The organism is Afipia dichlorophenoxyacetatis (genome assembly GCF_055386385.1).
In genome coordinates, this window is sequence record NZ_AP029250.1 from 1,663,144 (window position 1) to 1,686,027 (window position 22,884).

At 59.2% G+C, this 22,884-nt stretch carries 22 protein-coding genes and 1 tRNA gene; 14 read left to right on the top strand and 9 right to left on the bottom strand.

All coding sequences use genetic code 11. From position 1 onward, the window contains the following. Positions 1-111: 111 nt before the first annotated feature. From ACZ5C3_RS07605 to ACZ5C3_RS07625, 5 genes are all read right to left on the bottom strand, one after another. Complete coding sequence (locus tag ACZ5C3_RS07605) at positions 112-1,200, bottom strand: transglutaminase-like cysteine peptidase (protein ID WP_464036560.1); 1,089 nt, start codon at positions 1,198-1,200, stop codon at positions 112-114. 250 nt (positions 1,201-1,450) lie between these two features. Beyond that, positions 1,451-2,794, bottom strand: a complete 1,344-nt coding sequence (locus ACZ5C3_RS07610) for an HlyD family type I secretion periplasmic adaptor subunit (RefSeq protein WP_464036563.1) — start codon at positions 2,792-2,794, stop codon at positions 1,451-1,453. Next, positions 2,781-5,006, bottom strand: coding sequence for a type I secretion system permease/ATPase (locus ACZ5C3_RS07615; RefSeq protein ID WP_464036565.1), 2,226 nt, complete (start codon positions 5,004-5,006; stop codon positions 2,781-2,783). Before ACZ5C3_RS07615 ends, ACZ5C3_RS07610 begins: the two co-directional genes overlap by 14 nt. A gap of 172 nt (positions 5,007-5,178) precedes the next feature. Further along, positions 5,179-6,753, bottom strand: coding sequence for a TolC family outer membrane protein (locus ACZ5C3_RS07620; protein ID WP_464036567.1), 1,575 nt, complete (start codon positions 6,751-6,753; stop codon positions 5,179-5,181). A 411-nt stretch (positions 6,754-7,164) separates the two neighbouring features. Then, positions 7,165-7,473 (bottom strand): DUF3551 domain-containing protein, encoded by a 309-nt coding sequence (locus ACZ5C3_RS07625; protein ID WP_464036569.1) that lies wholly within the window; start codon positions 7,471-7,473, stop codon positions 7,165-7,167. A 138-nt stretch (positions 7,474-7,611) separates the two neighbouring features. On the opposite strand from ACZ5C3_RS07625, the gene ACZ5C3_RS07630 reads away from it, so the two are divergent. Together ACZ5C3_RS07630 and ACZ5C3_RS07635 are read left to right on the top strand one after the other, a co-directional pair. Further along, positions 7,612-7,685, top strand: a tRNA-Gly gene (locus ACZ5C3_RS07630). A gap of 114 nt (positions 7,686-7,799) precedes the next feature. Then, positions 7,800-8,543, top strand: coding sequence for a class I SAM-dependent methyltransferase (locus tag ACZ5C3_RS07635; protein ID WP_464036571.1), 744 nt, complete (start codon positions 7,800-7,802; stop codon positions 8,541-8,543). 134 nt (positions 8,544-8,677) lie between these two features. Here the strand turns inward: ACZ5C3_RS07635 and ACZ5C3_RS07640 are convergent, their stop codons facing one another. Beyond that, complete coding sequence (locus ACZ5C3_RS07640) at positions 8,678-8,980, bottom strand: alkylphosphonate utilization protein (RefSeq protein ID WP_464036573.1); 303 nt, start codon at positions 8,978-8,980, stop codon at positions 8,678-8,680. Positions 8,981-9,228: 248 nt separating this feature from the next. Here ACZ5C3_RS07640 and ACZ5C3_RS07645 point away from each other — a divergent pair, with 248 nt between their 5' ends. The 8 genes from ACZ5C3_RS07645 to ACZ5C3_RS07680 all read left to right on the top strand — a co-directional run bounded on the left by ACZ5C3_RS07645 (position 9,229) and on the right by ACZ5C3_RS07680 (position 17,603). Further along, positions 9,229-9,762: a hypothetical protein gene (locus ACZ5C3_RS07645; RefSeq protein ID WP_464036575.1), complete on the top strand. Its 534-nt coding sequence runs from the start codon at positions 9,229-9,231 to the stop codon at positions 9,760-9,762. A 237-nt stretch (positions 9,763-9,999) separates the two neighbouring features. Next, positions 10,000-10,989, top strand: coding sequence for a LysR family transcriptional regulator (locus ACZ5C3_RS07650; RefSeq protein WP_464036577.1), 990 nt, complete (start codon positions 10,000-10,002; stop codon positions 10,987-10,989). A gap of 56 nt (positions 10,990-11,045) precedes the next feature. Beyond that, a complete protein-coding gene (locus ACZ5C3_RS07655) occupies positions 11,046-13,109 on the top strand; it encodes a hydantoinase/oxoprolinase family protein (RefSeq protein ID WP_464044621.1) in 2,064 nt (687 codons plus the stop codon). Then, positions 13,106-14,782, top strand: a complete 1,677-nt coding sequence (locus ACZ5C3_RS07660; RefSeq protein WP_464044622.1) for a hydantoinase B/oxoprolinase family protein — start codon at positions 13,106-13,108, stop codon at positions 14,780-14,782. The genes ACZ5C3_RS07655 and ACZ5C3_RS07660 overlap by 4 nt, the downstream gene beginning before the upstream one ends. Beyond that, a complete protein-coding gene (locus tag ACZ5C3_RS07665) occupies positions 14,782-15,141 on the top strand; it encodes a hypothetical protein (protein WP_464036581.1) in 360 nt (119 codons plus the stop codon). The genes ACZ5C3_RS07660 and ACZ5C3_RS07665 overlap by 1 nt, the downstream gene beginning before the upstream one ends. An 86-nt stretch (positions 15,142-15,227) precedes the next feature. Continuing rightward, positions 15,228-16,553 (top strand): MFS transporter, encoded by a 1,326-nt coding sequence (locus ACZ5C3_RS07670; protein WP_464036582.1) that lies wholly within the window; start codon positions 15,228-15,230, stop codon positions 16,551-16,553. Between the two features lie 18 nt (positions 16,554-16,571). Further along, positions 16,572-17,207 (top strand): RraA family protein, encoded by a 636-nt coding sequence (locus tag ACZ5C3_RS07675; protein WP_464044623.1) that lies wholly within the window; start codon positions 16,572-16,574, stop codon positions 17,205-17,207. Between the two features lie 24 nt (positions 17,208-17,231). Continuing rightward, positions 17,232-17,603 carry a cupin domain-containing protein gene (locus tag ACZ5C3_RS07680; protein ID WP_464036584.1) on the top strand — a complete coding sequence of 124 codons (372 nt, stop codon included), beginning with the start codon at positions 17,232-17,234 and terminating at the stop codon, positions 17,601-17,603. 221 nt (positions 17,604-17,824) lie between these two features. Here ACZ5C3_RS07680 and ACZ5C3_RS07685 read toward each other — a convergent pair whose 3' ends face one another. Further along, complete coding sequence (locus ACZ5C3_RS07685; protein WP_464036586.1) at positions 17,825-19,111, bottom strand: ArgE/DapE family deacylase; 1,287 nt, start codon at positions 19,109-19,111, stop codon at positions 17,825-17,827. Positions 19,112-19,270: 159 nt separating this feature from the next. Between ACZ5C3_RS07685 and ACZ5C3_RS07690 the strand changes: the two genes are divergently transcribed. From ACZ5C3_RS07690 to ACZ5C3_RS07705, 4 genes are all read left to right on the top strand, one after another. Further along, complete coding sequence (locus ACZ5C3_RS07690; RefSeq protein WP_464036588.1) at positions 19,271-20,095, top strand: IclR family transcriptional regulator; 825 nt, start codon at positions 19,271-19,273, stop codon at positions 20,093-20,095. A 94-nt stretch (positions 20,096-20,189) separates the two neighbouring features. Further along, positions 20,190-20,378 (top strand): hypothetical protein, encoded by a 189-nt coding sequence (locus ACZ5C3_RS07695; protein WP_464036590.1) that lies wholly within the window; start codon positions 20,190-20,192, stop codon positions 20,376-20,378. Between the two features lie 56 nt (positions 20,379-20,434). After that, positions 20,435-20,950, top strand: coding sequence for a hypothetical protein (locus tag ACZ5C3_RS07700; protein WP_464036592.1), 516 nt, complete (start codon positions 20,435-20,437; stop codon positions 20,948-20,950). 27 nt (positions 20,951-20,977) lie between these two features. Further along, complete coding sequence (locus ACZ5C3_RS07705; RefSeq protein ID WP_464036593.1) at positions 20,978-21,697, top strand: PdaC/SigV domain-containing protein; 720 nt, start codon at positions 20,978-20,980, stop codon at positions 21,695-21,697. A 54-nt stretch (positions 21,698-21,751) separates the two neighbouring features. On the opposite strand, the gene ACZ5C3_RS07710 is transcribed toward ACZ5C3_RS07705, so the two are convergent. Further along, positions 21,752-22,699 (bottom strand): 5'-methylthioadenosine/S-adenosylhomocysteine nucleosidase, encoded by a 948-nt coding sequence (locus tag ACZ5C3_RS07710; RefSeq protein ID WP_464036595.1) that lies wholly within the window; start codon positions 22,697-22,699, stop codon positions 21,752-21,754. Between the two features lie 34 nt (positions 22,700-22,733). Further along, on the bottom strand, positions 22,734-22,862 hold the full coding sequence (locus tag ACZ5C3_RS07715) for a hypothetical protein (RefSeq protein WP_464036597.1): 129 nt from the start codon (positions 22,860-22,862) through the stop codon (positions 22,734-22,736). Between the last annotated feature and the right edge of the window lie 22 nt (positions 22,863-22,884).

Below are 22,884 nucleotides of genomic sequence, written 5' to 3' on the forward strand. Positions count from 1 at the left end.
CTTGCAGATTTATCGATCGGCGGCGGTCGTCGTGGGAAGGTGCGCAAAACAAAAGAGCCCGGCGGACTGGGCTCTTTTCGATATCGAGAGAGACGGTTGGCGATCGAACGCTTACAGAAACAGGGGAATCGCCGCCGCGCCTGAATCCAGGTTGAGCGTGGTCTCCGGCTTGCCGAACTCGGTGTCCTCGATGCTGGAGGGCTGCACCGATACGTCGCCCACGGCATCGGCACCGAAGCTATCTGCTGCCGGCGCAACCGTCTCGTCGCCGTCCTGCGTCTGCTGGCTCAGGTAAGGCGAGGCAAACATGTTTACGCCGTTGTGGTCGAGTTCGACCAACGGGGTGAAATGTTGAAGCTCGCTGTCGGCGGAGAGCGCCGCATAACGATTGTCTAGCATCGTCCACGCGCCGTCGATGCGCACCGCAAGAACAGCGTGGTCTTCACGCACCGCGCGATCGCGCACCAGGAGCACGCGCAGATCCTGCTCGGCAACGCCGGCTTCACGCAGCAGCACGTATTTGGCAATTGCGTAGTCTTCGCAGTCGCCGCGGCCGCTGCTGAGCGACGACAGCGGTGACGACCAGACGTCGATTGTGGCGTGCTGGATGAGATCGCTCGTATAACGGATCGCAGTATTGATCAGCCGGTTGGCGGTCTCGATGCGTGCTTTGCCCTCGCGGCTGCGCACATCGTCCACCATCAATGTAAATCGCCGCGCCGCTTCGCTGCATGTAGCGCCATCGGTTTTGCAATTCGCTGCCTCGCGCAGATCGGCTGCGATGTCGTTCTGGACACCACGCCATTTCCGCCACAGCACGCCTTCCGGCGCGCGGAACGTGAACAGGCCGAACGGCTCGTTTGTCGTCGTTGGGCGCTCCACGGTGATCACATCGACCGGCGCATCGGATACGACGTCATCGCTGGTGACGGAGGCAAGCCGGACGGGCTGAGCGGGAGGCGCCTTGCCGTCCAGCTTCGCTAGAACGCTATTGATTGAGAAGAACTTTGCGCCGTTGGACTGCGTGCGCACGGGCTCAGGCGCAAGCGGCGCCATCATTGAGGGCGTGATCAGATCGTCAAAGATGTATTTCCGTGGCTTGGCTTTCGCCGCAGCCTCGGCCGGCATCGCCGCATTGGCGATCAATGTGAGGCAGGCAATAGCCCCGATGGCGCAGTGCGCCCGTGAAACAAACGACATAATAACGCCCCTGTATCCCGGGTCTGTCGGTCGGCTTTGGGGCCGATCCCGTCCCGTATGATGGGGCGATCATGGGGGTGTGGAACTATAACGGCGTTAAACGGCGTTCACTGTTGCGGCTATCTTGCGGGCTAAGGGAAAGCGCACCACAACACAAAGCGTGGCGATTGAGCCAAATTGTTTTGAAGCGTGTAACGGCACGTTAACGCTGACAAAGTGTGAAGATGTCGGCGTGCAGATCGCGAGCGTCTTATCGCTCGCGCAATGCTTCCTCGCGCAGCATACGCGCGGGTTTCACCAGATAGTCGAGCACGGATTTCGATCCGGTGAGAACTTCGACCGTGGTGACCATGCCCGGGATGATCGGCAGCGGATGTTCCGTGGTGCCGAGGTGGTTCTTATCGGTGCGGACGATGACCCGGTAGAACGCTTCGTTCTTCTCACCTCCGCCACCGCCGCGCTCTTTATCGTCGACAATGGCGTCGGCACTGATGCGTTCGACCTTGCCCTTGAGCGAGCCAAAGACCGAGGAGTCGTAAGCCGTTACCTTGACGACAGCATCTTGCCCGGCTCGGATGAACGCGATGTCCTGCGGCTTGATGCGGCCTTCGACCAGTAGGGTGTCGTCGAGCGGAACGATGTCCATCACGTTCGCGCCGGGCTGCACCACGGCGCCGATGGTCGTCACGTTCAGCTTGTTGACGATGCCGTGTACCGGCGAGCGCAGGTCGGTGCGGAACACGCGATCCTTCGCAGCCTTGATGTTCTCATCTAGCACCGCAAGATCGCCGCGGGACTTGGCGAGATCTTCGTCTGCCTGGGCGCGGAGCGTGGTCTTGGCGTTCTCGAGGCGTGACTGCGCTTCCTGGATGGCGGCATTGGCCTTGGCCTTTGACGCCTTGATGACTTCGATCTGTCCGCGCATTTCGCTGGCCTGGCGGTCGACGCGCAGCATTTCGATTTCCGGCACCACCTTCTGCTGGAACAGATTGCGGGTGAGATCGACTTCGCGCTGCAGAAGCTTCAGCGTTTCGGTGAGCTTCACCTCAGTGGCGCTGTATTCATCGAGTTCGCGGCGGCGCTGGGTTTCCTGCTGCGCGACCACGTCGATGTCCTGCGCGAGTTTGCGCGCGCGGGCGTCGTACAGACTTTTTTCGGCTGCAACAGCTTTAGGTGCGGCCTTATCCAGTTCGTCGGGGAATACGAGCTTATCCTTGCCGGCCGCCTCGGTCTCGAGCCGAACCACGCGTGCTGCCATGGCCGCGCGACGTTCACGGATTTCGCCAAATTCGGACGCGAACTTGGTGTCCTCGATCCGCATCAAGGTTTGGCCCTGGCTCACGATGGCGCCTTCATCCACCAGGATCGCGCCCACGATACCGCCTTCCAGCGACTGCACGACTTGAATCTGGCGGGTGGGGATGACGCGTCCGTTGCCGCGCTTCACCTCGTCGAGGATGGCGAAGTGCGCCCAGATCAGGCCGACCAGGAAAAGCGCCAGCGTGCATATCAAGATGAGACGCGACGTGCGAGGCGTGCGCAGCTCGACCGCCGCGCGGATGTCGTTGGCGAAGGCGAAATCAGACTGCTGCATTGGTTTTCACAGTCGGGGCTTCGAATTTGACGGGCTCGTTGCGCTTGGCGCCGGCCTGCAGCGACGCCAGAATAGCTTCGCGTGGGCCGTCAGCAACCAGCTTGCCTTTCTCGAATACGAGAATGCGGTTGACCAGCGAGAGCAGGGACGGGCGGTGCGTCGATACGATGATGGTCATGTCCGATTTCGCGAGGCCCTTCAGCCGCTCAAGGAATTCGGTTTCGCTGCGCACGTCGAAATGCGCGGTCGGTTCGTCCATGAACATGATCTTCGGCTTGCGGATCATCGCGCGTGCAAGACCGATGGCCTGCTTCTGGCCGCCGGAGAGGCTGCGGCCGCCTTCGGCCACCGGCATGTCGTAACCGAGCGGATGACCGGCGATGAACTGCTCCACGCCAGAAAGCTTGGCCGCCTCGATGACTTCCTCATCGGTGGCGGATGGTTTGCCGATCGTGATGTTTTCGCGCAGCTTGCCGAAGAAGAGATCGGTGTCCTGCATCACGAAGCCGATACCGGCGCGCAGATCGGCGGGATCGTATTGCCGCGCCTCGATGCCGTCGACTGCAATGCCGCCTTCGGTCGGGTCATAGAAGCCGGTCAGCAGCCGGCCGACGGTGGTCTTGCCCGAGCCGACGCGGCCGATGATCGCCACTCGTTCGCCCGGAGTAATCGTGAAGGAGACGCTATCGAGCGCTTTTTCCTTGGAATTGGGATAGCTGAAGCTGACCTTATCGAAGGTGATCGCGCCATGCTCGATCTTGCGCGAGACGTAAGAGCGTCCCGGTGGCCGCTCGCGCTCGAGGCCCATCAGGCGATCGATCGAGCGCAGCGAACTGATGGTTTGCGTTGCGCGGGTAATCAGAGAGGCAAGGCTGGAGATCGGCGCCAGCACGCGGCCGGACAGCATGTTGGCGGCGATCAACGAACCCATGGTGATCTTGCCGTCGAGGATCAGGAACACGCCGATCACCACCAGCAACATGCTGGTGATCTGCTGGGCGGAACTGGTGATGGTGAGCGCCAGCGACGACCAGAAATGCACGTTCTCGCCGGAGCGCGCGGTGGCGGCGACTGAGCGTTCCCATGCTGTCTGCATGCGGGACTCGGCACCGGTGGCGCGGACGGTTTCGATACCCGAAAGGGATTCGATCAGGACGCCATGGCGTGCGGAGGATTCCGCCTGCAGTTGCTTCATGGCACGCTCGAGCGGCCGCTGCAGCAGGAAGCCGGTGCCGATCACGATCGGCAGCATCAGCAGTGGAATCCAGGCCAGCGGACCCGCGATGATGAACAATACGATGATGAAGATCAGCGCGAAGAATAGGTCGGTGGCCGCGATCACGGTGCCCGAAGTGAAGAACTCGCGCACGGAGTCGAAATCCCGCATCTGGTTGGCGAGAATGCCGACCGATGTTGGCCGGTTCGCCATCTTCACCGCAAGGATGTGCTCGAAGATGTCGGCGGCGAGCACCACGTCGATCTTCTTGCCGGTGAGATCGACGATCCGGCTGCGCACCACGCGGATGACGAAGTCAAAGACGATCGCGAGGCTGAGACCGATGGCCAGTGCAACGAGGGAGGGGATCGCACCGTTGGGCACGACGCGGTCGTAGACGTTCATCGTGAATAGTGGCGCCGCCAGCGCCAGCATGTTGACGAGAAGTGCGGCCAGGGCGACGTGCGTGTAGTTCGAGCCGAAGCGGCGCACCACAGACCAGAACCAGTGGGTGCGCGGCAGGTCGCCGGAGGCCACGGTTCGCGCATCGGTGGTGGCGAGCGGTTTGACCAGGAAGAGGTAGCCTGAATAGCGCGGGGCGAGTTCCGCCAGTGGCAGGCTTCGCGGGACCTGCGGATTGCTTGGATCGACGACCTGCGCGATCTGCGTCATCTCGTCGATCTTCTTGAAGATCAGCGGTATGCCGTCCTTCATCACCAGCAGGGCGGGCAGGACCAGTGCGGGAATATCCGCCAGCGCACGCTTGGCGGGAGCGATCTCAAGCCCGGCGCGCAGGCCGGCGCGTTCGACAAGCGATGCGGAGAGGCGACCGTCGATGATCGGAAGTCCTGCGATCAACGCTTCGCGGCTGATCGCTCGGCCATGATGGGCGGCGAGATAGATCAGCGCATCGGCAAGCGGATCACGCTGGCTGTCGAGACGCTCGCGCGCGTCGGCGTTGGGGACGTCACGATGTGTTGCCGCACTGGGATTCACTGGGCTCGCTCTGGCTTATAATTTTACTCAAATACACTCATAGCGCAGCGCACATGGCCGCAGCATGAAACCTTTTGGTAAGCCTAATGCCGATCGCGGAACCGTAACGAGTACGGCTCCGCGTGATGCCCCGCGCCGACTGCCGGCACGGCTGTTAAGGTAAATATGCTTGTCAGTGGGTCGCGGAAGCCTGCGCTTTCGAGACCGGCCACGTCGTCGTATTTGCAAACCAACCGTTGACGTCGGTCAGGCTGTTCCAGCGTTCGTCGAAACGGCCTGGCGCTCCGGGCGCATTACCATTGGCCGCATAATTCAAGGCAGGGACCGGCTCGGCGTGCACAGGCACCTGCATCGGCTCAGGTCCGGAAACGGGCGTATGCAGGATGATCGGCGGGAGCTTGGTCGGGAGAATGTCGAACGGCTCGGCGAGCGGCGTGGCATCAGCCGGAGGCGGCGCCTTCACATACTGAATCAATCCGCCCATTGCCGCGAGCAACTGATAGTCGGCAAACACGGCGACGTTCTGGGTCGAGATCACCGAGACAAGACCGTTGAACAACTGGTTCTGGGCGTTCAGCAAGTCCACCAGCGAGCGCTGACCGAGTTCGTATTCCTTCTGGTAGGATACGATGACCTTGCGGTCCGATGCTATCTGGCGATTCAGGGCTGAGATGCGGTCCGCGGTCAGGGTGCGCGCGGCCCAGGCCTTGTCGATGGATTCCACCGCGGAGCGCTGCAGACGCGCATGCTTCATGGTTTCCTCGATATAGCGCTCAGCCATTTCCGTGCGCTTCCAGGTGTCTTGGCCGCCGCGGAAGATATCCCAGCTCACGACGACCTTGCCGCTGACGTCGTCGCGCTTGCCGACATAGCCGTTGGCGTCGATGCCGGACGATGCGCTGCCTTCGAGATAGACGTTGGGGACGAACGCGCCCGACGTGCTCTTGAAGGCATACTTCGCGGCACGGGCGTCCTGGTCCGCGGCCTGGATCGTCGGATTGAACTTCAATGCGACCGCGAGCGATTCATCCTTGGTCTTCGGCAATCCCGGCAGACGGTTGGGCTGGCGGAGATTGAACGGCTCGAGACCGACAGCATTGCGATACTTGGCGCGGGCTTCATCAAGATTCTGGCGGAAGCCGGCGAGGGTGGCGATCGCGTTTTCGACGCGCTCACGGGTCTGTTCGAGGTCGCCTTCACCGGCACGGCCACCGTTGAACCGAGCCTGAACGTTCTTGAACAGATTTTCGTGAACCCGCACGTTGTCTTCGGCAATCACGATAAGGCGCTGATAGCGCACGACATCGACGTAAGCTTCGGCTGCATCCAGCGCGAGCAATTCGGTCCGCTCATGAACGCGCGCAGCGGCGGCATCCACGCGTGCAGACTGGCGCCAGATCTCATTGATCGACGACAAGCCGTCGAACACCAACTGGCGAGCGACAACGGAGACATCCCGGCCGTTGCGCCATTGACCGTTCCCCAGCGGGGCAGGCACCACCTGTTGGTTGAACATTTCGGGGCCCACGCGGCCTTGGAGGCGAACCTGGGGCAAAAGCGTGCCCTGTTGCTGTCGCAATTCAGACTCGGTCGCACGGCGGTTTGCGGCCGCTTCACCTACGCCGGGATTGGTCTTGATGGCCTGTTGGAGGGCGTCGTTGATTGAAAAAGCGGTCTGACTGAATGCGTTCTCGGGGATCAAATAGCTGAGAAGCAACGCAGGGATAGCGTAGGCCAATGTTCGCATTTGATAAAAGTCCCAACCGCAAAAACTTAAGAATTCAGTAACGATCGGGCTTGAGTAGCAGACCTCGCAACATAGTGAAATGGTGGCTTTTTCGAGTCTTGGGAAATGTGGCACTTGGGTCACATTTTTGACCCGATTGGGTTAATGCGCACCCTAAAATTGGTGTCTAAATACCTTTATTCGTCACGTTGTTGCAACACGCAACAGTTGTGACGACGCGGCGCACCACATCCAGGGAACAAGTTTGCGCTGGGTGAGACTTAGACCGCGAGCACGCGTGGAGCCTGCCTGCGAAGCGGGTAAGAATCAGGGCGGTTGGCCAAATGAAAGCCCGCCTTCCGGGAGAGGAAAGCGGGCGAAAGGGGCAGCAAGCGCGGCCCAAAGAACGATTGATGGGCGGGGGTCGGCTGCTCAGTAAGAGTGGTGGTGCCGGCGCTTCTTCTTTTTCACCGGCCGCGGCTGGTCGTTGTACCCGTAGCCGTATTGGCCGTATCCCTGCCCCTGCTGCTGGAAGGCGATGATGGGATTGAGTTGGCAATAGGCGCGCCGGCCGGAGGCGCTCGCCATGCATTGTCCATAGGTGTCATAATAACAAGTGCCGGGCCCGGCCGCGAAGGCTTCGACCAGGCAATAGCGATAAATTCTGGCCGCCTCTGCCGGGGACGAGCTGAACGCATAAGCGCCCGCCATAGCCATCAAAGCCCAAATTGCATTGCGCATCACATTCTCCGCGAAGGGATTGACGTCAAAGGTGAAACCCCGCCGTCTGAAACTTAGTTCCGGAATGTTGAACACTATCCCGTTATTGTATCGTTAGTGTTGAGACCCGCGGAAGGCCATGCTACTGCTCGCCGCGTCGCGGGTGTAGCTCAATGGTAGAGCAGCAGCCTTCCAAGCTGAATACGAGGGTTCGATTCCCTTCACCCGCTCCATCACAAGCTACTCAAGCTTGTGCCGCAGCATTGACAGATAGGCACTTTCTGCTCGCGTTCCGCTACGGGGGCGGTCAACGTGGAATGCGATTCCCATCGCAGGAGATTGAGCAGATGGATGATGCAGACAAGCTAAGCCTTACTGAGATGCGCAAGCGTAAATTCGCACATCAGATCGGCAAGGATGTCTCGACCGATGGGAATGGAGCGGTCGCCGATAGCTATTTTGAGGACTATTCTGCCAATCAGAGTTATGAAGACATTTTCGGTGCTGCCTTTAATGCGAAATATCTTGTTGACCTGATTAAAGCTGTTTGGGGTACGGAGACGCCCTATAAGTTGCTTGACTGCGGCAGCGCAAACGGCCTGACCCTTGAGGAATTCGATAAACTAGGCGTGGAAGCTTGGGGCATCGAAAATAGTGCGTACATACATTCGAAAACTCCGGAAGAGTGGCGCAAGCGAAACCTGCTCGGCGATGTGCGCAAAATGCCGTTCGAGGACGGATCGTTCGACTTCGTTTATGAAACGTGCCTTCCTTACCTTCCCGAAGAACAGATCGATCAAGCGATAAAAGAGTTGTTTCGGGTCTGTCGTGTGGGAGTTTTATTCCACGGTACGACGACTGACATGACTGAGGAAGTGATTGACGACTACGAATTATTTGCAGGCTTAAAGACCTTTTGGACATTTTCAGAGTGGTCCGACGCTTTCGTCCGCAACGGCTTCCAGCTCGCTGTTTCCAATTCAGCTGTGATCGATGAGCTTTGGCGCATCGAACAGGAGGCTGATGAGGATGACTGGGACTGGTATCCGAACAAGGAAAGCATGCGATATAGCTTTTTCACCAAGCCGTAGATCGCACTGACTCTTAAACTTACTTAGACGGCAATCGCCTTGCGCACGTTGTCACTTCCGGCGCTGGCCGTGAAAATGAAGCAGCGCTGTAAATCGGCGCTATCTCGCAACAGCGTGCCGAACCTGATGGCTGATCAGCGCTTGCGCACGAACTCGGTGCGCAAGACCAGGCCTTTGATCGCATCGTGGCGGCAGTCGATTTCTTCCGGGTTGTCTGTAAGCCGGATCGACCTGATAACCGTTCCCTGCTTGAGTGTCTGGCCGGCGCCCTTGACCTTGAGGTCCTTGATCAGGACAACGGAGTCTCCGTCTGTGAGCGCGTTGCCGGATGCGTCGCGAACCTCAGCGGCTTTGGCTTTCTCCGCGGCGATTTCAGAAGCGGGCCGCCACTCGCCGGTGGTCTCATCATAGACGTAGTCGTCGTTCTGGTCGTTCATATCCATCCTGCATTGTGTCTCGTTACGCTGTGATGTGTCGTACTGGCAGCGGCAGCGAGGAGCTGACGAGAGCCTCTATCTTGGATGTTGCGCCGACGCAAACTTAGCTACGTGTCCTATGGACGGTGCCGCGAAAAATCAGACATTAGACAGCGACTTGTCGTGAACGCCAATCTTGGTGGTTGCGTCTACTGCAACGAAGGACACTCGCGGCGCGACGCGAGGCTTTGAGCATTGGGGAGCTTGGCATGGTTCGATTGGCATTGGCGGGACTTGCGATGCTGGCGCTCGAGGGCGCGGCCTCGGCGGAGACGGACAACGGCCCCGCGCTGGTTGATCTCTTCGCCAAGATCTGCGCGCCGCGGCCGGCGTTGCCAAGCGAAATGGAGCGCATCGCGTCAGGCATGGGATTCGTCAGCACGAACGGAGCGATCTCGGCTGATATGGAGCGCGGGCCTCGGATCGACATTATCTATTTTGCAAGATCGACGAAGGGGGGCGAGAAAAGCCTGTCCGCCTATTTCGAAGGTCCTGTGGATGGTCCGACCGTCGTATGCACGCTGTCGACCGTCGGCGTGTCGGCCGATACTCTGCCGGGTCTCATCGCAAAATCATTGAATGCCCACGACCGAACCGAGAAGGCGGTCGCTGACAACAATCGACTGCAGGTGAACTGGCGTGCAGGCGAAGCGGGGAGTGACGACACGCTCGAAATGTCAGCGTGGCGAGATCCGCAGCGGCGCGCATCGATCACATTGACGTATCGCAGCCTGAAGCGGTGAAAGAGTTCGGCAGAAGAAAAGAGAACGAGCCTGCCCCAATTCAAATTATCGCCATCGCCGCGTGGCACTTCGTTTTCCGAGAGGGATGGCGACCAACGCCATTTTGGCGGTAGGATTAATCAGAAACGCCAAGAGGAGGACGTCGAGTTGATTAAGCAGGCCTCTGGCCGTCATTTTGCTCGGGAGTCATACCTGAAAAAATCGAAGCGATCGCAGCGGGGGGCGTGACAGTCGAATATGGATCTCCGACAACTCCGATATTTCGTCTTCGTCGCAGACCTGCACAGCATCGCGCGGGCGTCCACTCACCTCGGCGTTGCGGCGCCGGCGCTCAGCCGGTCGATTGCCGCGCTTGAAGAGGAGTTGCATACGCCGCTCTTCGACCGGGACGGTCGGGGCATGCGTCTCACGCGCGCGGGTGAGCTTCTGCACCGCAGCGCTTCGCAGATCCTCCGGGATGTTGAACTGGTACGCCAGGAGGTCATGGCGGAAGGCAAGCACCTGACGGGTGATGTGATTATTGGCGCAACACCATCCGTTATAGCGATGGCGGGACCGGCACTCATCAATAGATGCCGGGAGGAATTGCCGCGCGTAAGACCGCGTTTCATTGAGGGGTACAGCGGATATCTGCAGAACTGGGTCCTGACCGGTTCAATCGACCTGGCACTGGTCAACGGCCTCCAGCCGGACAGCCCCCGTCTGATCAGCGAATGCCTCGCTGTCGAGCGTCTATTTGCGTTTGGACCACCAGGCGCATTCGGCGTCACGCCGTCCACAGTAAGCCTGGCCGATCTACTCCGCGCGCCTCTTCTTTTGCCGTCGGCGCAAAATCCGATCAGAAGTCTGCTCGACACCGCGGCGGCAAGTCTTGGTCTGTCCGTCTCGATCGCGCTGGAGACGGACTCGGTGACGCTTTTGAAGGATCTCGTCCGGCAAGGGCTTGCTCCCGCTGTCCTGCCTTTCGGAGCGGTGAAGCACGAGTTCGAGGCAGGCACGTTGAGTATTTGCCCGATTGTCGATCCCGAGATCCGCAGTGATTTGAATTTGATTTATTTGGCCGATCGGCCTCCGACGCGCGTCGCTTCCGAGGTGATCAGGCAATTTCTGGAAATCTTGCGTGGTATCGCCTCGAGCGATGAAAGACACGGCTTCGTTGAGATCGGAGATCGTGCCGCGAGTAAGCGTGCAGCCCGTCCGCTTAAAGCTGAATTGCCTAAACGGTAATTCGAGCGTCACCGCATTGTCGCTAATCCTACCAAATCCTGAATTTGGAGGAGCGGATGCGTTTAGGCGCCGATATTGGGGGAACATTCACAGACATCGTCCTCGTCGACGACACGACCGGACTGTTTCGTCTTGGCAAGGTCTTAACGACGCCAGATCAGCCGGATAACGGCGTCATCAACGGCATCAAGCAGGTCATCGATGGCGATGCGGGCGACGTATCGCATGTCGTCCACGGGACGACGCTCTTTACCAACGCCCTGATCGAGCGGAAGGGGGCTCTCACCGCTCTCGTCACGACCCGCGGCTTCCGCGATGCCATCGAGATCGCTCGTGAGCACCGCTACGACATGTACGACCTCCGGCTGCGGCGCCCCGCTCCGATCGCGCGCCGCCGCCATAGGTTCGAGGTTTCCGAGCGCATTCTGTCAGATGGTACGATTCGCCAAGCGCCGAACGTGGAAGAGATCGAGCGCATTGCCGAGGAAATGCGCAGCATCGGCATCGAGGCGATCGCGGTCAGCCTGATCAACGCTTATGTTCGTCCCGATCACGAGCGCATTGTTGGTCGGATCCTGCAGGAAAAGCTGCCGGGCGTCGCGATCACGCTGTCGAGCGACATTGCGCCCGAAATCAGGGAGTTTGAACGATCCACGACGGCTCTCTGCAACGTTTACGTGAAGAGCATCGCCGAGAAATATCTGACCCGCCTTGAAAAGCGTACGCGTGACGAGCTGGGTGACGCCGCCGGTCTCTACGTCATGCAGTCGAACGGTGGCCTTCTCACCGCCAGTCAAGCCATCGAGGCACCCATCCGCCTCGTTGAATCGGGACCCGCGGCCGGCGCTCTGGCGGCTGCGCATTATGCCAAGTCGCTCGGGCTTCCCGACATCCTTTCCTTCGATATGGGCGGGACCACCGCCAAGGCCTGCCTCATCGTCGACGGCGAGCCTTTGCTGGCGCCCGAGTTCGAGGTCGATCGCCAATATCTGTTCAAGAAGGGAAGTGGTCTTCCGGTCAAGGTTCCCGTCATCGAGATGATCGAGATCGGCACCGGTGGCGGCTCCATCGCGCAAATCGATGCGCTGGGTCGTCTCAAGGTCGGACCTCATAGTGCGGGCTCCGTGCCCGGGCCCGCCTGCTACGGAGCAGGTGGACAAAAGCCAACGGTCACGGATGCGGATCTGCTGCTCGGTTATCTCAACGCAGGATTCTTCCTCGGCGGCGACATGAAGCTCGATAGCGCCGCCGCGGAACGCGCGATCACGGAACAGGTCGGGGAGCCGCTGAAGCTCGACACGATTGCGGCCGCCTGGGGCATTCACCAGCTCGCGAATGAAGCCATGGCTTCCGCAGCGCGAATCCACGCGATCGAGCGCGGGCGCACGATTTCCCAGTTCCCGATGTTTGCGTTCGGTGGCGCGGGGCCGGTTCACGCCTATGGCGTCGCTCGTGTTCTGAAGCTTCCCAAGATCATCTATCCCTTCGGAGCAGGCGTCATGTCGGCGGTTGGCTTCCTTACGGCGCCACTGGCGTTCGACTTCGTTCGATCGAACCCGGCGCGGCTCGAACAAATGGATTGGCCGGAGGTCAACCGTGTTTTGACCGAGATGGAAGAAGAGGGACGCAACCGTCTCGCCCAATCAATGGGCGACGAGGAAGTCTCGTTCCGCCGTTGGGCCGATATGCGTTATCGGAAGCAAGGCTTCGACATTCGCGTTCCAATTCCCGGCGGCGAGCTCGGACCGGACAGCATTGCAGAGATTACTGCGTCGTTCGAACGAGTCTATGTCGAGCTCTACGGGCATACCGTACCCAACACGCCGATCGATGTGATGTCCTGGCGTGTGGTGGCAGCCGGGCCCAAGCCTGACTTCAGACTGCCGGTCAACCTTTCGAAGTCGGATAATCCGCGCAAAGGCTCGAGGAAGATCTACGTCCCCGACGCAGGTCTCATCGATGTCCCGGTCTATGACCGCTACCGGCTTGGGGCTGGCGACCGGCTGCAGGGACCGGCTGTGATCGAAGAACGTGAATCGACCGTCGTGGTCAACGGACCCGGCGAAATCAGTGTCGATCAGAATCGCAATCTCATTGTCGACCTCGAGGTAGCCCGATGAGCGCTAAGGAATTGGATCCCATCACGCTCGATATCATGTGGGGGCGGCTCATCGCTGCCGTGAACGAGCAGGCGGCGGCCCTGATGCGTTCATCCTTTACGTCCATCGTTCGCGACGCTGAGGATCTCTCGGCCTGTGTTTTCGATCGTCGCGGCCGAATGGTGGCCCAATCGGTCACGGGCTCGCCCGGGCACATCAATTCGATGGCGACCGGCATGCAGCATATCTTGAAGACGTTTCCGGTCGATACGCTTCGTCCCGGTGACGTCATCATCACGAATGACCCGTGGATCACGGTCTCACAACTTCACGACATCACGATCGCGACGCCTGTTTTCCATAAGGGACGCGTGGTCGCGTTGTTCGCGAATTGCTGCCACGCGCTCGACATCGGCGGGCGTGGCCTCTCGTGCGACGCCCGCTCGGTATTTGAAGAGGGTCTCTTCATCCCGATCATCAAGCTGCATTCGCAAGGGGAACCGGTCGACGCCGTCTATCGGCTTATCGCCGCCAACGTGCGGACGCCTGACGAGGTGATCGGCGATATCCACGCGCAGATTACCGCGAACGAAGTCGGCGCGAAGCAGCTCAAGTCCTTCCTTGACGAATTTGATCTCGCGGATATCGAGGGGGTCGCTGATGCCATCATTTCGCGCACCGAGCGGGCGATGAGGGCGGCCATTGCAGCGTTGCCGAACGGTTCGCATCCCTTCAAAATTACGATCGACGGGTTTGACAAGCCGATCGAGCTCCATACGAGGGTCACCATCAAGGACGACGAGGTGATCGTCGATTATGAAGGATCTTCGTCTACGGTTGATCTCGGCATCAACGTTGGCTTCAACTATACCGTCGCTTATACGACCTATGGCGTGAAATGCGCGATCGCGCCGGACGTGCCCAATAACGCTGGGTCGTTCACGCCGATACGCACGATCGCCCCCGTCGGCTCGATCCTTAACGCACAGCATCCCGCGGCGGTCGCCGGCCGTCACACAGTCGGTCACTTCCTCCCGTCCAGCATCATGGGCGCATTGTCGGGAATCCTACCGGACAAGGTGATGGCCCCCGGAGCCGACAGCCTCTGGAATACGCATATCAGCGGCTTCGACAAGCGCGACGACCGCTTCTTCTCCTACACCTGGTTCTCGACCGGTGGTACGGGCGCGTTGAAAGGTCTCGATGGACTCTCAGCAACATCCTATCCGAGTGGCGTCGCGGGTGTGCCGGTCGAAATCATCGAGGCGTTGACCCCTCTGGTCGTGCGGCAAAGGGCACTTCGACCCGACTCCGGCGGTGCCGGCGAGCATCGTGGCGGTTTGGGCCAGACCATGGAAGTCGAGGTGCTGACCGAGAAGCCTTATCTCTTCTCGGGTATGTACGATCGCTGCCAGCATCCCGCGCCGGGCCTGTACGAAGGAAAGTCGGGCGCAACCGGGTCGGTCAGCAGCTCGAATGGCGAGGAAGTCCGGCCGAAACTTAGCCGCATGTTGCCGCCCGATACTGTCCTGACCCTTTCACTGCCCGGTGGCGGTGGGTTCGGCGACGTAAAACGTCGCAGCCGCGAGGCAATCTTCGATGACGTTCTTGATGGTTACGTTACGCCGGAAGCGGCGCAGCGCGACTACGGCTTTGAATACAACCCCTCTCAGAAACAGCGTCGGAGCGCCTGATGCCCATCCAATCGCGTTTTGTCCTGATTGCTTCAATGGACGTTGATCCCGCGTACGAAGCCCTCTTCAACGAGGTCTACGATAGCGAGCATGCTCCATATCTCCTGAAGGTGCCTGGCGTTCTCAGCGTTACGCGCGTCAAGGGGGTGCCCTTCGCATTCGCCATTGCCAATGACATCAAGGACATGCCGGCGCCAGCGCCGATCTACACGGCGATCTACGAGATCGAGCATCCTGACGTCCTGAAAAGCGCCGAATGGGCGAACGCCGTCGAAGCCGGCCGATGGCCGGAAGAGGTGCGTCCGCATACGCGGAGCAGGCATCACGCCGTGTATCAGACGCAATCGGTCTTCCTGTAAGGCGGTGCTCAATTCCAACTCAACGTCGTGATGCCGCCGGGGGTGTCAATGACGAGCCAATCACTTGATAATCCCAGGAGGTGAGGATGACGACGAGTGTGGACACAACGTTGACGCCAGACCTTGAGACGGCCGGCCCATCAAAAGCAGGGAAGATGGGACGGCTCGCTCTTGCGAGCATGATCGGCACGTCACTCGAGTGGTACGAGTTCGTGATCTATAACTCGATGGCGGCGCTCATCTTCAACAAGCTCTTTTTTCCGTCATTTGATCCGATTGTCGGTACGATCCTCGCTTTTTCAACTTATGCCGTTGGTTATGTCTCAAGGCCCATCGGTGGCATCATCTTTGGTCGCCTCGGCGATAAGATCGGTCGGCGCGCCGTACTCGTCTATACGCTCGCACTCATGGGCGTCACGACGCTATCGATGGGATTAATCCCGACCTACGCGAGCATCGGAGTCGCTGCCCCGCTGCTCTTGGTTGCGCTCCGAATGGTTCAGGGCATCGCCCTCGGCGGTGAATGGGCTGGTGCGATCCTGCTTTCGGTGGAGCACGGCAATGCGCGAAACCGCGGTCTCAATTCGTCTTGGACGCAAATAGGGCCCTCGGCCGGAACCCTTCTGGCTGCCGGAGCCATCGCCATCACCACCACGTTGCTGAGTGAAGTTGATTTTCTCGCTTGGGGCTGGCGTCTTCCATTCCTCGCGAGCACGGTACTCGTGATCTTCGGCTTTTGGATCCGCTGGAGCGTCGAGGAAAGTCCGCATTTCAGCCAGCTCCAGGCCGATCATAAGACGACGAAGGCTCCTATCGCCGAGGTGATGAGCTCGCATGGGCGCAATCTTCTGATCGCCGGTAGCGTGCGCATTGGATCCGACGTCGTCTACGGGCTCCTGACGGTTTTTACATTGACGTACGTGACCCAGGCGCTCGGTCTATCGCGAACGTTGGCGCTGACCGCTGTGCTGATCGGGTCGGGTGTCCATGCCGTCTCAATCCCGCTCCTTGCTGCGCTCTCGGACCGTATCGGCCGGCGCACCGTATATGGCGCGGGCGCTCTGGCATCCATCGCTGGTAGCTTTGCTTTCTTCGGTCTGCTGGATACGAAGTCGCCTGCCGTCATCATTGTTTCGATCTCGATTGGCATGATCTTTCAGGCCGCGATGTTCGGGCCACAGGGCGCATTCATAACTGAACAATTCCCCGCCCGCGTCCGCTACACCGGGTCGTCGCTGGCCTATACCTTTGCCGGTGTCCTTGGTGGCGGGTTCGCGCCGTTGATCTTTACGACTTTGCTGCGGGAATATCCCGGCACCTATGCCATCCCGGCCTACGTAACAGGCGCGTTGATTGTCACGTTGATTGCGTTGTTCGCAGCGACAGAAAAAGCCGGTCGCGAGATCGATTAGAGTTGGAATGGATGAGCCATGAACATCAGAATCGAAAGCGCGCGAGCGCTAAAAGTAACTCCCGCCGTGATCGAAGCTTTCAGAGATGCTCCCACCTCGATCATCAGCGACAACCTTGATCGTCTGGCCGGCATGGTTGGGCTAAGACCCTTCCATCGGTCGGGACGCATGGTCGGCACAGCCCTCACTGTTAAGACGCGGCCTGGCGACAACCTCGCCATCCATAGGGCGCTTGAGCTTGTCGGACCTGGCGATGTCATCGTCGTGGATGGCGGCGGCGATGAAACGCGGGCGCTGGTCGGCGAGATCATGAAAAATATTGCTGAGACGCGCGGTGCGGCCGGCTACGTGATTGACGGTGCCATCCGCGACGTCGCGTCATTTCAGACGTCGGACTTTCCGTGCTTCGCGCGGGGCGTCATCCATCGGGGACCGTACAAAAACGGGCCGGGTGCGATCAACGTGCCCGTTTCGGTCGGAGGAACGGTCGTGGAGCCCGGCGATATCGTCGTGGGCGATGAAGACGGTGTGGTCTCGTTTTCGCCTTGGGCCGCCGAAACGCTCATCGAAGGCATTCGCGCTCAGATCCTGCGCGAGGAACAGACATTGGAGGCGATCCGCGAGGGACGTTACGAAGGATCTTACGGACGATAACGATTTAAAGAATGTGAGGAAGACATGACAAGCCAGAGATCGGAATTCCATAACCTTGACACGCCGGATGACGGACTGCTGCGGGAGCTCGCGCCAGGTTTGACCACGCGCATCTTCTCAGGCGAACACGCCATGCTTTCGGTCGTCATTATTGAACCGAACGCCGAGGGCAAGCTCCACCATCACCCTGAAGAACAGTGGGGTGTCCTGCTCGAGGGCACAGCGATCCGCGTACAGGGGGACGAGGAAATTCCGGTTCGCAAGGGAGATTTCTGGCGTACGCCCGGAAATGTCCCGCATACCATGCGCGCGGGACCCGAAGGCGCCCGCGTTCTCGATATCTTCAGCCCCCCTCGGCCCGAATACAAGAAGGCGGGATCGGGCTTCGGAGGCTAGGCAAAGATCAAGGGGCCGGATTGGATCGGCCCCTTTTTTTATGTCGAGCCTTTCTAGGCGCCCTTCCAGTCGTTCTTCATACTGATGACGCTGGGGTCCGATGCGCTGGGAGCGATCGAGCGAACCGATCGGGCGCGTCTGGAAGAACTCGATCGCTGGCATGCGATGAGCCAGTCGGCGGATTATACGGCGGGTTGACGAGGTCCGCAGAAGGCGTCGCTTTACGCGATCGCCTCCAGCCCGCACCAGTCGGCGATGAAAAGCGCCATTGTCGTGGTGATCCGCTTGAGAGAGGCGAGGCTGACACGTTCATCAAACCCGTGAATATTCTCGGAGTACGGCCCGTAGCAAAGCGCCGGGATCTTGTCGTAAAGCGCATAGACCCGCGTATCGAGATAGCCGGCGGTCATGAAGCTTTGGAGCGGCTTACCTGTTGCAGCGAGATGTGCGTGAGCGAGCGTGGTCTCGGCTTCCGAGCCGGGTTCAAGCACGTAGCCCTCGGTATGGAAGCCATGAAAGGTGACAGTTGGCGGGATGTTCGAGAGGAATGGATCGGAGAGCGCGAATTTAGCGACGCGGTCTCGGATCTCACGCGCGGCGTCCTCAGCTGTCCAGCCGGGATAAATCGATATGCGGCAGCCTATTCGACACCATGCGGGGACGGATGACTCCCAGTCTCCACCTTCGATCTTTCCGATGTTCAGATTGATCGGATGTTCTTCGCTTTCGAAGTGAGGGCGGCCTTCCTTCTTGGCGTTCCAGTCGGCTTCGATTTTGCGCAACTCTCCGATGACCCGATACGCGGCGTCGATGGCGTTCGCACCGGTGCCCATTTCCCGGACGTGGACAGGGAGCCCGCGGACTTCCACCTGAAACCACACGACGCCGGTATTGGCGCGCACCAGCTTTTCGTCCTCAGGTTCGGGGATAAGCACAGCGTCGGCTTTGTATCCGCGTAAATGTGTCATCAGCGCGCCGTTGCCGGTCGACTCTTCTTCCACCACGGACTGGACATAAACGGTGGCGGCCGGCTGAAAACCTATTCTGCGCAAAGCATCCAATGCATGGAGATTGGCTGCGTGACCGGCTTTCATGTCCGCGCCGCCGCGACCATAAAGCCAATCGCCCTCGACGACGGGATCGAACGGCGAATGCGTCCACAGGCTATCGGGTCCAGCAGGAACGACGTCCACATGGGCCTGCAGAATGAGGGATCGCCCTGTCTCGTTGCGTGGCCGGTGGGTGCCGACAACGATCGGCGCACGCGAGTGATCCTTCGAGAACGGTGAGCCACCAGGATGCCGTTCGATGGCGTCCTGGTCCATGTCGAACCGCTCCATTGCATAGTCTCGGCTTCGCAATTCGCTGAAAACCCGATCTTGAATGACATACTCATCACCGCGCACCGATCGAAGCCTGATCAGGTCCTGGGTGTAAGCGATTTGCTCGTCGAAGCCGCGTTCGACGGAAGCGATGATTTTGTCGCGAAGGGACTGGTCGAGTGCCATTGCCGGATATCCTGTGAATGGACCCGGAGTTTGTATCCATCGAGCAGTAGTGTCAACTAATGAACAATAGTATCACAGGTTGACACTTTCTACCGAAGCGCTATGACGTGCTTAGGGACATTGAAAGTTCAGTTCGCTCTGAGGACATCCGAGGCATTCATGGAAAACGAAAAGCCGCCGGCACGTCGTTCGCAGGCTCGGACGGTCGCTGAAAAGCCTGGCGTTCCCATGGTGCGTGCGCTGGATCGCGGCGTGGCTCTCTTGAGGGCCTTCGATATCTCAAAGCCGCGCCAGACACTCACCGAATTAGCCAAGAGCGCCGGGCTCGATAAAGGCACAGCGCGAAGGCTGCTTCATACACTGGAGAAGGCCGGGCTGATCGATCACGACGGCCTGACCGGCCTTTACTCCCTGGGCATCGGCGTTCTTGAACTCGCCTCTTCTGTCGAGACCGGTCGGGAATTGCGCGAGATTGCCGCGCCCTACATGAGTGAGCTGTCTGAGCAGACGGGTACGACCGCTTATCTTTGGATTCATCACGAAGGTCACGCGCTCTGTGTCGAGCGCGTGCGCGCGTCGATACCGAATGTCGATGCGGCATGGTTCACTGTCGGCTCCCGAGCGCCCTTGAACAGCGGCGGCGGCCCCAGAGCGCTTCTGGGCTTCGTTTCACCGGAAGAGCTGAAACACGCACTGTCGCTGGAGCTGATAAAGCGGACTGCGAAAAGTCAGACGAACACTAAGTCCCTTGCGCGAGAGGCTGCACAGATCCGGCAGCGGGGATGGGAGCTTGCCGTCGATGATTTTGTCGTCGGCCTTGCCGCTCTTGGCGTACCAATTTTCGACCGAAAGGGGCGGCTTGTTGGCAGCCTCAGCATTACGACGTTGACGGCTCAGTTGGTTCAGAACGGCAAGCCGCGATTTCTTGACCTTCTGCTGAAATCAGCCACCGAGATCGGATCGAAGATCCTTAGCAGGGCTTGACGTTGGAATATTTCGTCCCGCCCTTATTCGCAAATGAACCTTATCGGCAATCCTTGCGACCCATGCTCAATATCCGATGGCGATGGAGCGCATTGTGAGCAGTAAATGGCCTAAACTCATGTTGATGAGTGCCGCGACCGCGGCGTGGCTGATTTATGACATGGCGACCGCGACCGCGACCGAGGCGCCACGGGCGGCCGTCGCCTACATGCAATACGCTTTCCTTGCGATGGCCGTGATTGGATTTTTCGGCTCCTTGCTGAGCTACGTCTCAGAGAAGTAAAACGTCACTTCGCGCGGCGACTACTGACTGCCCTCAAACCTAACCGGACAATTTTGATGAAGCTTTCTTCTGTTTTTGCATTCACGTGCCTGATGTTGACTGCGGCCAATTTCGCCCACGCGGCGGAACGGCAGGACTGCAATGTCAACGTCGACATTACCGACACCGATCCGAAGGGCACCAATGTTAGAGCTGCGCCTAGCGGCGCGGTCATCGCCACACTCAAGAACACGGCGGCAGACGGCTGGATCGATGTGCACATCACCGGCCAAGTCGGTGACTGGTATGAGATCGATCGCGCAAAACAGATTGACGTCGAGGTTGACCCGAAGATCATTTTTCAAGGCAAAGGCTATCTGCACAAGAGCGTTCTTGGCGTGAGCGGCATGGAGAATGGCGCCGCTATCTACACTGATCACAATATCAAGAGCAGTCCGGTCGATCCTCACGCCGCCGGCGATCAACAGGTGGATTTGCTCGGCTGCTGGGGCGATTTTCTTAAAGTGCACGTCAAGAAGGGCACCGGCTGGACAACAGGCGTTTGCACCAACATGCTCACGACCTGCTCGTGATCGTTGTGTTTTGAAATGAGCTTGAAAATGAAATCGTTCGCCGTTGCTCTCTGCATGGGTTTGGCCGTCACGCCTGCGTTCGCTGCCGATTACGACGCGACGGAAAAATCACCGCTCTATGAAATTCATCTGCATGTGCCAGCGACGGCGATGAAGATCGGCGCGCTCAAGGAAAAGATCCTGGCGCTGTACAAGGCCGATGCCGATCCGGCGAAGGGCGATGCCAAGGACGATCAGGAGGGCAATCCGAGCTTCCAGCCCTATCAGATCGATATGACCTGGCGCGTCACATTCGAGAATGATGCGATGCTGAGTCTATCGGCTGAAACAACTGCCGACACCGGCGCCGCTCATCCCGGCGACACGTTTCAGACGCTGGTCTGGGACAAGAAAGCCGATCAGGCCGTGACCATCGACGCGCTGTTTCCGCCGGATCAAACCAAGGCCGCACTGACCGCGATTTCTGACGCGGCCATCAAGGCCTGGACGAAGATCTATATCCAGCGCAGCGATCAGAAGCCGGAAGCGTACGTAGCCAAAACCGGCATCGGGGCCGATCCGGAGAAGCTCAAGACCTACGCGCTAACCTACGCAAAAGGAGAGACGACCGCCAACGGCATCGTCCTGCTTTATGGTTCGGGGCAGATCTGGCCGAATGTGCTCGGCGATTTTCGCCTCTCAGTGCCGGCATCCGTGTTCGCGAAATACTTGAAGCCGCAATGGAAGGCGGTGTTCAACGCGGGATGAGCGGAGGCCCCAGATGCGTTGGTGGTCCAGATACGCCTGACGCGCTGGTTGTTGCTATTTGCTTGTTGTGCCCAGGCTTCTCTGAGAAGGCTGTTGAGCTGGGAGAGCACCGAGAAATGCTTTGGCCACCGTGGCGGCGTTGTCCGACGCCAGGTGTTCGAGCTCCTTCTCGGTGTTTTCACCGGCATCGCCGCCGGCCAGATCTGACAACCCGCGGAAGGCTATAAAGGGGATATCGTTCATAGAGGCCACGTGGGCGACTGGCGCGCTTTCTTCGTCAACCGAGTTGGCCTTGAAGGTATTATAGATCCACTTGCGAAACTTGGCATTGTCAACAAAGGCCGGGCCGGAAACGCCGGCGCCCCCGATCACGACACGGGGGTGTGTCACATTGCAGACATCGTGTTTGAGGCAGGGCTTTAGTTCGACTTTCGCCGCGACCGAACCTGCGGTCTCCAGCATGACCGGATCAACGTCAAACCAGAAGCGCTTTTCCGGTTCGCTCTGACCAGGATGTGCAATTTGTACCGCGTGGGGAAAGATCATGCCGTAATTCGGTAGTGTTTTGCCGAGCCATTTCGGTATTGACCAGCCCGTCGCGGTCTTCCGGACAAAAACAGATTCAAGATATTCAGACCAACGATCGGCCACAACGACATCTCCCGCTGAAAGGCTGGGGTTGATACCGCCCGCAATTCCTGAAAAGACGATGTGCGTGATGGTGAAATGATCAATTGCGCTCTGCGTGGTCATCGCAGCGTTGACCTCGGACTCGCCGCTCAGGAAAAGAACGACATCCTTACCCTCGAGCTTGCCGACGATGTAGGTCACATCAGCTATGACCTCCGTCCGTGTCTCGCGCGTTGCATCCTTGAGCGCGAGCCATTCGGGGGTGTATGACGAAATGACGGCGATCCGGGGCGTGGGGTCCACCAGTTCAGCGGCAGCCGCGCGATCCTTTAGCGGCGTCAATGAAGCCAGCAACAGTGGAACGAGCCGCAAAACATTTCGCCGCCTCGGTCGACAAGTGGGCCTTTTACGATCCGATCTCGACGATATTTTCCTCATCAAGCGCTCCGAAGAAGTTCGGAGGCAGCGTGAAGCGGTTATGTTCGGCTTTGATGACGCACGTGACGTAATATGTTGCGTTTGTAACGTACCTCATCGAACGGTCGACGTGAATGGGT